This window comes from Nitratireductor aquibiodomus NL21 = JCM 21793 (assembly GCF_000615975.1).
GTDB lineage: Bacteria > Pseudomonadota > Alphaproteobacteria > Rhizobiales > Rhizobiaceae > Nitratireductor > Nitratireductor aquibiodomus.
This window is the reverse complement of the sequence record NZ_BAMP01000027.1, coordinates 37,776-47,441: the sequence shown is the minus strand read 5'-3', so window position 1 is coordinate 47,441 and position 9,666 is coordinate 37,776. Positions and strand designations below refer to the sequence as shown.

At 60.1% G+C, this 9,666-nt stretch carries 8 protein-coding genes, 2 tRNA genes and 1 pseudogene; 6 read left to right on the top strand and 5 right to left on the bottom strand.

The features are described from left to right. Positions 1-226, bottom strand: a pseudogene (locus JCM21793_RS25155) (cytochrome P450); the annotation flags it as partial. Between the two features lie 213 nt (positions 227-439). On the opposite strand from JCM21793_RS25155, the gene JCM21793_RS09940 reads away from it, so the two are divergent. The 4 genes from JCM21793_RS09940 (at position 440) to hupB (ending at position 6,056) form a co-directional block, all read left to right on the top strand. Continuing rightward, the gene (locus JCM21793_RS09940; protein ID WP_007007914.1) at positions 440-1,072 is read left to right on the top strand and encodes an ATP-dependent Clp protease proteolytic subunit; all 633 of its coding nucleotides are present in this window, start codon (positions 440-442) and stop codon (positions 1,070-1,072) included. 319 nt (positions 1,073-1,391) lie between these two features. After that, positions 1,392-2,666: an ATP-dependent Clp protease ATP-binding subunit ClpX gene (gene clpX, locus JCM21793_RS09935; protein WP_007007913.1), complete on the top strand. Its 1,275-nt coding sequence runs from the start codon at positions 1,392-1,394 to the stop codon at positions 2,664-2,666. Positions 2,667-2,996: 330 nt separating this feature from the next. Then, positions 2,997-5,420, top strand: coding sequence for an endopeptidase La (gene lon / locus JCM21793_RS09930; protein WP_007007912.1), 2,424 nt, complete (start codon positions 2,997-2,999; stop codon positions 5,418-5,420). Positions 5,421-5,780: 360 nt separating this feature from the next. Beyond that, entirely contained in the window at positions 5,781-6,056 is a 276-nt protein-coding gene (gene hupB / locus JCM21793_RS09920; RefSeq protein ID WP_007007911.1) for a DNA-binding protein HupB, read from the top strand. Positions 6,057-6,143: 87 nt separating this feature from the next. Here the strand turns inward: hupB and JCM21793_RS09915 are convergent, their stop codons facing one another. Beyond that, positions 6,144-6,590, bottom strand: coding sequence for an acetyltransferase (locus JCM21793_RS09915; RefSeq protein WP_025030257.1), 447 nt, complete (start codon positions 6,588-6,590; stop codon positions 6,144-6,146). Between the two features lie 92 nt (positions 6,591-6,682). Beyond that, positions 6,683-6,758, bottom strand: a tRNA-Val gene (locus JCM21793_RS09910). Positions 6,759-6,942: 184 nt separating this feature from the next. Here JCM21793_RS09910 and JCM21793_RS09905 point away from each other — a divergent pair. Beyond that, positions 6,943-7,019, top strand: a tRNA-Asp gene (locus JCM21793_RS09905). 197 nt (positions 7,020-7,216) lie between these two features. On the opposite strand, the gene JCM21793_RS29455 is transcribed toward JCM21793_RS09905, so the two are convergent. Beyond that, positions 7,217-7,375 carry a hypothetical protein gene (locus JCM21793_RS29455; protein WP_157776511.1) on the bottom strand — a complete coding sequence of 53 codons (159 nt, stop codon included), beginning with the start codon at positions 7,373-7,375 and terminating at the stop codon, positions 7,217-7,219. A 301-nt stretch (positions 7,376-7,676) separates the two neighbouring features. Between JCM21793_RS29455 and JCM21793_RS25150 the strand changes: the two genes are divergently transcribed. Beyond that, positions 7,677-8,969, top strand: coding sequence for a GGDEF domain-containing protein (locus JCM21793_RS25150; protein WP_244439712.1), 1,293 nt, complete (start codon positions 7,677-7,679; stop codon positions 8,967-8,969). Positions 8,970-9,377: 408 nt separating this feature from the next. On the opposite strand, the gene JCM21793_RS09885 is transcribed toward JCM21793_RS25150, so the two are convergent. Beyond that, positions 9,378-9,617: a PA2433 domain-containing protein gene (locus JCM21793_RS09885; RefSeq protein ID WP_007007908.1), complete on the bottom strand. Its 240-nt coding sequence runs from the start codon at positions 9,615-9,617 to the stop codon at positions 9,378-9,380. Positions 9,618-9,666 lie beyond the last annotated feature (49 nt).

Sequence of the window (9,666 nt, the reverse complement as noted above, 5' to 3'; positions counted from 1 at the left end):
CGTCGGGCTGCTGGCGCCCGAGGCGCCGGTCGCGCAGCGCGCGATTGACGCCGTCATGATCGATAAGGCACCAGAAGCCATAGTTTTCCCAGAAGAAGTCCGGCCCCTGCGCGTGGAGAAACGCGTAGGCGTCATAAGGATTGCGAACGAATTCCGGCTGGTGCGGGTCGAGCTGGACGGATTTTCTGTCAGCGTCGAAATGGAGATAGGCGGGCCTGATGTGCATTGTGGTGGCGATCCGGCTTCCAGAATGTGCGGTGTCGTGCGGCGCAGGTCGCCATTCATAACCGGCGAATCGGCGGCCGGCGACCATCTTGATAAGCGCTTGCTCTTGCGTCAGAGGAAGGGGGCATCCTATCTATCCCGTTGAACCAAACGATTCTGCCGCTTTGCGCGCGCCAGATTTGCGGCGTGCGACTTCTAACCGAAAGGTATTTTCATGCCGAATCCCGTCGATACCGCCATGAATCTGGTGCCCATGGTCGTCGAACAGACGAACCGGGGTGAACGGGCTTACGACATCTTCTCGCGTCTTCTCAAAGAGCGCATCATCTTCATCACCGGCCCGATCGAGGATGGCATGGCCTCGCTGGTGTGCGCGCAGCTTCTTTTTCTTGAGGCCGAGAACCCCAAGAAAGAGATCGCGCTCTACATCAACTCGCCGGGTGGTGTGGTGACCTCGGGCATGGCCATTTACGACACGATGCAGTTCATCCAGCCCCCTGTCTCCACGCTCTGCATCGGTCAGGCCGCGTCGATGGGCTCGCTGCTTCTTTGTGCGGGCCACAAGGACATGCGCCTTGCAACGCCCAATGCACGCATCATGGTGCATCAGCCTTCCGGTGGCTTCCAGGGGCAGGCGTCCGATATCGAACGCCACGCGCAGGACATCATCAAGCTGAAACGCCGCCTGAACGAAGTCTACGTGAAACACACGGGGCAGGATTACGAGACGATCGAGAAGACGCTCGACCGCGATCACTTCATGACTTCGGACGAGGCGCTGTCTTTCGGCCTGATCGACAAGGTGGTCAGTTCGCGCGACGCGACCGAGAAAGCCTCTGATTCCTGATTCCCGAACAGGTATTCATCAACGGACGGCCCGGCCTGGTGCCGGGCGGCACGCGTTTCGCCCGCATTTGCGGTCGATTGCGTCAATTCTGTCACATTTTTGTGTTTGCAGCCGGTGTGTGAACGCCTACGTTAAGCCTATATTGAGTTTCCGAAGCCAAGGTCTGGACAGGGGCTCGGTATGGTTGCCGCGTTTTCGGATTTGTGTTTCGTTTCGAAGACAGAGCGTGGACCGCCTGGGGGCTATTCCGTCTTCGGGTGCCATGACCGCCCGGCAGGTACGGGGCGACATGCCGGTGGGTAGTGAAAGGACGTAAGACATGAGCAAGGCCAGCAACGGCAGCGGGGACTCCAAGAACACGCTGTACTGCTCCTTCTGCGGCAAGAGCCAGCACGAAGTCCGCAAACTGATTGCGGGACCGACTGTCTTCATCTGCGATGAGTGCGTTGAACTGTGCATGGACATCATCCGCGAGGAAAACAAATCCTCGATGGTGAAGTCGCGCGAGGGCGTGCCCACTCCGCAGGAAATCATCGAAGTGCTCGACGATTATGTGATCGGCCAGGGGCATGCCAAGCGCGTGCTGTCCGTGGCGGTCCACAATCACTACAAGCGCCTTGCCCACGCCTCGAAGAATGCGGATGTGGAACTGGCCAAGTCGAACATCCTGCTGATCGGCCCGACGGGCTGCGGCAAGACATTGCTGGCGCAGACGCTGGCCCGCATCATCGACGTGCCCTTTACCATGGCCGATGCGACGACGCTTACCGAAGCCGGCTATGTGGGCGAGGATGTCGAGAACATCATTCTCAAGCTGTTGCAGTCAGCCGATTACAATGTCGAGCGGGCGCAGCGCGGCATCGTCTATATCGACGAAATCGACAAGATTTCGCGCAAGTCTGATAACCCGTCCATCACGCGTGACGTGTCGGGCGAGGGTGTGCAGCAGGCGCTTCTGAAGATCATGGAAGGCACGGTCGCTTCCGTCCCGCCGCAGGGCGGACGCAAGCACCCCCAGCAGGAGTTCCTGCAGGTGGACACGGCCAACATCCTCTTCATCTGCGGCGGCGCATTTGCCGGTCTCGACAGGATCATCTCCGACCGTGGCCGCAAGACGTCCATCGGCTTTGGCGCGACAGTGGCGTCGCCGGAGGATCGCCCGACGGGCGAACTGTTCCGCCAGGTTGAGCCGGAGGACCTTCTGAAATTCGGTCTCATCCCCGAATTCGTTGGCCGCCTCCCGGTGCTGGCGACGCTGGAAGACCTGGACGAGGCCGCTCTTGTGCAGATCCTGAGCGAACCGAAGAACGCCCTGGTCAAGCAGTATCAGCGTCTGTTCGACATGGAGAATGTGGAACTCACCTTCCATGAAAACGCGCTTGCCGCGATTGCCCGCAAGGCGATCGAGCGCAAGACGGGTGCCCGCGGACTGCGTTCTATCATGGAGGCGATCCTGCTCGACACCATGTTCGAACTGCCGGCGCTGGAGGGCGTTCAGGAAGTTGTGATCTCCGACGAGGTCGTCGCCGGCAATGCCCGCCCGCTCTACATTTATGCAGAGCGCGAGCAGGAAAAGGGCAACGCCAGCGCCTGACGAATCACACTCGTCCGTAAGTGTTTGTGTTCATCTCTGCGTCACCGGGGCCCTGTTCCGGTGACGTTGGCGTTTTGCGGTGTTGATAACCACCAGATCGCCCCAATCGGGATGGCCAGAGGCTGCAGGCTGTGTGTCCGGTCCACGCATCCTGCCTAAGCCCTTGATCTTCTCGGTTCATGTCTCCAACTAAGGGAGGAGCAAAGGTGGGGTGGTTTCCATTCACGCATCGCGCAACAATGCGGTTGCTTCTGGTGGATAACGCTCTGGCCGGATAGACTGAAGCCCGCGACTGGCTCTTGAGCGGTCGCGGTTTGAAAAGGCTGAAACATGACTGATACCCCCAAGACCGCTGGTGGCGCTCCTTATCCCGTATTGCCCCTGCGCGATATCGTGGTGTTCCCGCACATGATCGTTCCGCTCTTCGTCGGCCGCGACAAGTCGATCAAGGCGCTGGAAGAGGTGATGGGTGCCGAGCGGCAGATCCTGCTGGCCACGCAGATGAACGCTGCGGATGATGATCCGGAGCCGAGTGGCATTTACGACGTCGGTACGCTTGCCAATGTGCTGCAGCTCCTGAAATTGCCTGACGGCACGGTCAAGGTGCTCGTCGAGGGCACTTCGCGTGCGCGCATCTCGCAGTTTACCGAGCGTGAGGAGTTTCACGAGGCCACGGCCGATCTCCTTCCCGAGCCGGAAGAGGATCAGGTGGAAATCGAGGCGCTGGCGCGCTCCGTGGTTTCCGACTTCGAAAATTACGTAAAGCTGAACAAAAAGATTTCGCCCGAGGTGGTCGGAGCTGCGAACCAGATCGAGGATTACTCGAAGCTGGCGGACACGGTTGCCTCGCATCTGGCCATCAAGATTCCCGAAAAGCAGGAAATGCTTGCCACGCTCTCCGTGCGTGAGCGGCTTGAAAAGGCCATGGGCTTCATGGAAGCCGAGATCTCCGTTCTGCAGGTGGAAAAGCGCATCCGCTCGCGCGTCAAGCGCCAGATGGAGAAGACGCAGCGCGAGTATTATCTGAATGAGCAGATGAAGGCCATCCAGAAGGAGCTCGGCGAGGGCGAGGACGGCCGCAATGAGGCCGCCGAACTGGAAGAGCGCATCAACAAGACCAAGCTCTCCAAGGAAGCGCGCGAGAAGGCCGATGCGGAGCTGAAAAAGCTCAAGACAATGTCGCCCATGTCGGCCGAGGCCACGGTGGTCCGCAACTATCTCGACTGGCTTCTCTCCATTCCGTGGAAGAAGCCGAGCAAGATCAAGAACGACCTCGAATTCGCCGAGAATGTGCTCGATACGGATCACTTCGGCCTTGAGAAGGTCAAGGAGCGTATTGTCGAGTATCTGGCCGTCCAGAGCCGTCAGAAGAAGCTGAAGGGCCCGATCCTGTGCCTCGTCGGACCGCCCGGCGTCGGCAAGACCTCGCTCGCCAAGTCCATCGCCAAGGCCACCGGACGCGAATATGTCCGCATGGCGCTGGGTGGCGTGCGCGACGAGGCAGAGATCCGCGGTCATCGCCGCACCTATATCGGCTCGATGCCCGGCAAGGTCGTCCAGTCGATGAAGAAGGCAAAGAAGTCCAACCCGCTCTTCCTGCTCGACGAGATCGACAAGATGGGCATGGATTTCCGCGGCGATCCGTCATCGGCCCTGCTTGAGGTTCTCGATCCCGAGCAGAATTCGACCTTCATGGATCACTATCTCGAGGTGGAATATGACCTGTCGAGCGTGATGTTCGTCACCACGGCCAACACGCTGAACATTCCGCCGGCGCTGATGGATCGTATGGAGATCATCCGCATCGCCGGTTACACCGAGGATGAGAAGGTGGAGATCGCCAAGCGGCACCTCCTGCCCAAGGCCGTGCGCGAGCATGCGCTCGAGGCGCACGAGTTCTCCGTGACCGATGGCGCGCTGCAGCAGATCATCCGCACCTACACGCGTGAGGCGGGTGTCCGTAACCTTGAGCGTGAGCTGATGAAGCTCGCCCGCAAGGCGGTGACGGAAATCCTGCGCAATGCCAAGAAGGACGGCGGCAAGGACAAGGTCGAAGTGACCGAGGACAACCTGTCGGATTATCTGGGCGTGCAGCGCTTCCGCTTCGGTCAGGCCGAGGGCGAGGATCAGGTGGGTGTCGTGACCGGCCTTGCCTGGACGGAAGTCGGCGGCGAGCTTCTCACCATCGAAGGTGTCATGATGCCCGGTAAGGGCAAGATGACGGTGACCGGCAATCTGCGCGACGTGATGAAGGAATCGATTTCGGCAGCGGCATCCTATGTCCGCTCGCGCGCCGTCGATTTCGGCATCGAGCCGCCCGTCTTCGACAAGAAGGACATTCACGTGCACGTGCCGGAAGGCGCGACGCCCAAGGATGGCCCTTCGGCAGGCGTTGCCATGGCGACCTCCATCGTGTCGATCATGACGGGCATCCCGGTGCGCAAGGATATCGCCATGACCGGCGAGATCACCCTGCGCGGCCGCGTGCTGCCCATCGGCGGATTGAAGGAAAAGCTCCTTGCGGCGCTGCGCGGCGGCATCAAGAAGGTGCTGATCCCCGAAGAGAACGCCAAGGACCTGGCCGATATTCCAGAGAACGTGAAGAACGGTCTCGAGATCGTGCCGGTCAGCCGCGTTGGGGAAGTGCTCGAACATGCGCTCACCCGCACGCCCGATCCGATTGACTGGGTCGAGCCCGTGGAGCCGGCGAAGGTGGCAGCCGGTGAGGGTGAGGGGCAGACGATCGCCCATTAGATCGCCGTGCGTCCGTCCGGACGCACAAAGGACGGCCCAAATTATTGATGGAGCATCGGAATAGCCCGAAAACCGGATTCATTTTTCGGTCCGATGCTCCAGGGCCTTCCCGCAGGGCTGGTTCGGCAGGTGCGCTGAACCGGTGCAGCGCAAGGGATCGCTCCATTTCAAGGCCGTTTTTTCGGCAAAACTCTCAAAAGCCGGGCTTCGTGCCCGGCTTTTCTGTCGAAAACCGCAGAAAACATGGGTTTTCGAAGGGCGCTGAAGCATTTCGTGCTTGGTGGCGGCAAATGTTCTCCCTAGACTGCCTCGAGCCGAGTGAGTCGCATCACTTGGTCCTTATCAGGAAGGGGTAATTACATGAACAAGAACGAGCTCGTATCCGCAGTCGCAGAAGAGGCAGGCCTCTCGAAAAGCGATGCCCAGTCCGCGGTCGATGCGGTTTTCGCCGTCATCGAAGGCGAACTCAAGAAGGGTGGGGACGTGCGCCTCGTCGGCTTCGGCAACTTCTCCGTTTCGCGGCGTGAGGCCTCCACGGGCCGCAACCCGCAGACCGGCGCCACGGTTCAGATCCCGGCCCGCAACGTGCCGAAGTTCTCGGCCGGCAAGGGTCTGAAGGACGCAGTCAACAGCTGATAGCGCCCTTGAGGGAATGCAAGAAAAGCCGGGTTTCGACCCGGCTTTTCTTTTGGCCGTATGGCTTCCTGTTCTTCCTGAATGCGATCAGGGCGCGCGCAGGCTCATATGCAGAAGCGGATAGGGGCGACCGTCGCCATCGCGCGGGGAGCGTCCCGTCACCGTGAAGCCCATCTTCTGATAAAAGCCGAGCGCCTGCTCGTTCTGCTCGTTGACCTCGAGTGTGAGCCGCCTGCCGGCGACCTGGCGGGCATGGGCAACAAGTTGCGCACCGAGGCCTTTCCCGCGCGCGTCAGGGTCAACAAACAGGCTGTCGATATGCGCCGCTGTCAGCCCCATGAACGCGAGAGGAGAATCGCGTCCATCCACCGCGACCCAGAGCCTGGCCTCCGGCAGATAGCTGCCGGCAACGTCTGCTTCGATCGCGCGGAAATCCGATTCGGATAGAAAATCATGAGTGGCGCGAACCGACCGCCGCCAGATTTCCATCAGGTCGACGAGGTCATCTTTCCGGGCCTTGCGAATCTCGGGCACCTACGCGCTCCCTGGGGAAGGAAATGGTGGCCTGGAGTACGGCAAAACCGGCATGCCGATCAAAATGGCCGGTCCAGTAAGGGAGAGGGGAATGGTGGGCGATGACAGGCTCGAACTGCCGACATCTTCGGTGTAAACGAAGCGCTCTACCAACTGAGCTAATCGCCCATTCCAAGCGGATCGTTTAGGGCGTTCGCGCACGGATCGCAAGCAAAAAACCGCGTCTCCAGCACATATTGGAACAACATCAAGAAAGTTTCACAAACTGCATCCTGGCTGCTTGACACCACATCAAGAACCCCCTAATTCAGCGCTCATCGACGCGTTGCTGCTTCGGCACAGCGCCTCAAGCGCGGGTGTAGCTCAGTTGGTTAGAGTGCCGGCCTGTCACGCCGGAGGTCGCGGGTTCGAGCCCCGTCACTCGCGCCACTTCTCAAAGAAATTGAAGAAGTGGCGCTCGGAGGGAAACTCTGAAGCCGGGGTGAAAATTCCCCCTCCCATTTTTCCCAGAATTCCATCGCTTTTGAGAGTAAACGCACAGCGCTTCTGCCCTGAAGATTCAGCGCGCCTTGTCTTGGCGTGTGGCCGGGAAAGCGTCTGCCAGAGCATCCCGAGATCCATTGCGATCAGCGGATTGTGGCTGTGCGGAAGGGGTCCACGGCCGGGAGATCATTCGTTCGCTCCGCACTGTCGAGAAGATAGACGAACATGATCACCGCAGCCGCCGCCGGTGACAGCAGGAGCGCAGCGCGCAACACATACGAGAACAGTTTGATCGGGCTCATGGCGTGAGACTAAAGCTCGAACTTTAATGGACCCTGCACGCTTGTGTTAACCATGGCTCGTAATGTTCGGCACAGATGGTTTCCGCGGCCCGCCTTAACCCGGCTGACAGCATTCAATGCTAGTCTGCCAGCACAGTTTGTGGGGGTCGCAGCCAGTGGTGACCAATTCTATAGCCAGCGAACGATCGCCGAAGCGATCGTTCGTAGCGACAATCCAGGCCGCAATTTTGCTCGGCCTTGTCGTGTTCGGCACCTGTCTCTTCGGAATCTACACGCGACCGGTCGATTTTCTCGCCACGGTATGGCCAGCCAATGCCGTCATGCTCGGCCTGCTGTTGCGGATGCCTGCCACGGCATCGCGATATGGCTGGGGTGCCGCCACTGCTGGTTCATTGCTGCTGACCTTCTCACCGGCTCTCCGCTTGGCAAGACGCTCATACTGACGGGTGCGAACCTTGCCAGCATCGGCGGGGCCTTTGTGGTTCTGCGGATGTTTCCGCGGGAGGCGATCCGACTGCAGACGCCGGAATCGGTTCCCCAGCTGGTTTCGGCGATCGGTTTTGGCGCCTGTATGGCGGGGCTGGTCGGATCGGTGGCAAATCCGATTCTGTTCAGCGGCACCGCACTGGGCGGCTGGACATTCTGGTTCGTCACCGAGTTTGCCAACTTTGTCGCGATCCTGCCGGTCATTCTCACCGCCCGCGTGATTCCATTCCCGCGCGGCGCATCGGCGAAACGGTTGGCCTATCTCGCAATGCCGATGATTGCGCTTGTGCTTACATGCTTTGCCAGTTTTCAGATCGGCGGTCCTGGCGCCGTTGCGTTTCCCGTGCCGGCACTCCTGTGGGCGGCGATCGTGTATCCGCGTTTCGTCACGGTCCTCCTGACGTCGGTGTTCAGCTTCTGGAGCCTGATCGCGCTCTCTGCAAACCTGTTCGACAAGATGGTTGATGTCTCCGCAGAAGGTGCTCTGATCTCCATGCGGCTTGGCGTCAGCCTGATCACCCTTGCCCCTCTGATGCTCGCCAGTGCAATGGCAAAACAAAAGGATCTGATTGCCCAGCTCTCCCATCTTGCCCGGCACGATCCCTTGTCCAATCTCCTCAACCGACGTGCTTTCGGGGAAGAGGCGTTGCGGCTCGCGCGGTCCTGCGCCCGACAGGCTCAGCCCTATTCCGTCCTCATGCTGGACATCGATCACTTCAAATCCATCAACGACCGGTTCGGTCATGCGACCGGAGACCAGGTGATTTCGATTGCAGCGGCAAGAATTTCGGCGTGTCTGCGCGGCAACGACATTATTGGTCGGGTCGGTGGCGAGGAATTCGCCATTCTTCTACCCAAATGCCGCCGCGAACAGGCGCTTGAGGTCGCCGAGCGCATCCGCAGCGCCTTCTCGCAGGCACCCGTCAAGCCGGAAAGGCAGGTTGCTATCCCTGTGACGGTCAGTGTCGGGCTGGCATCATCGGAAGACGGTTCAGCCACGATTGAGGCGCTTTTGGAGGAAGCCGACAGGGCGCTCTATCGCGCCAAGCACCTCGGCCGCAATCGCGCCGAGATACACGGTCATGCGCCGGGCTGGAAATCGGTTTAGTCGTTGTGGCAGGTATCTGGCCCGGGCCTGATGGGGCAGCCCTCTCAACGAATGGTGTTTATATTTAATTGGTGCTCTTGCAACGGTCGGCCCTCGCCACCACATGGGAATAAGCGGTGGCTGAGCCGGAGCGGGACGTCCTGCAGGATGTGTGGCGAGGTTCCCCGGGCAGCCGCTGTATTCGACCTGAACGACCCCGTGGTGACCATGAAGGTACCGGCACCCGGTTGGCTCTCAGGAGCGAAGGAAGCGGGCCACGGCCCGCTTTTTTGTTTTCTGCGGCGGGGCCGCGGCTGGCGTCGACACCAGATCGCCGTGCGCCCATCCGGACGCACAAAGGACGATCTGATCTATTGCTGGAGCATCGGAATAATCCGAAAACCGGATTCCACTTTTCGGTCCGATGCTCTACAGGCCGAGCAGGGCCTTGGCTTCCTCAAGACTGGACATGGACGCGTCGTGATCGCCAGCCTTGTGCTGCTCCTCGCCCTGGGCGCGCAGCTCCTGGACCCGGGCCCTGTCGCTTTCCGAGAGCGAGGCGGTCGGCATTGCCTGGTCGATTTCACCCATCAGAACCGGGCATGAATGTGCATAAGCCGCTGCCGGCGACAGGCCGATCAGCGCGACAAGAAGTGCATAGCGTTTCATGATCTCCTCCACATCGCCAAATGGTCCACGCTCCAGTCGTGGCATATGG

Coding starts and splice junctions, on each gene's coding strand:
- JCM21793_RS09885 (WP_007007908.1), bottom strand. CDS start 9,617: ATGAAACGCTATGCACTTCTTGTCGCGCTGATCGGCCTGTCGCCGGCA.
- lon (WP_007007912.1), top strand. CDS start 2,997: ATGACTGATACCCCCAAGACCGCTGGTGGCGCTCCTTATCCCGTATTG.
- JCM21793_RS29455 (WP_157776511.1), bottom strand. CDS start 7,375: ATGAGCCCGATCAAACTGTTCTCGTATGTGTTGCGCGCTGCGCTCCTG.
- hupB (WP_007007911.1), top strand. CDS start 5,781: ATGAACAAGAACGAGCTCGTATCCGCAGTCGCAGAAGAGGCAGGCCTC.
- JCM21793_RS09940 (WP_007007914.1), top strand. CDS start 440: ATGCCGAATCCCGTCGATACCGCCATGAATCTGGTGCCCATGGTCGTC.
- clpX (WP_007007913.1), top strand. CDS start 1,392: ATGAGCAAGGCCAGCAACGGCAGCGGGGACTCCAAGAACACGCTGTAC.
- JCM21793_RS25150 (WP_244439712.1), top strand. CDS start 7,677: ATGGCCAGCCAATGCCGTCATGCTCGGCCTGCTGTTGCGGATGCCTGC.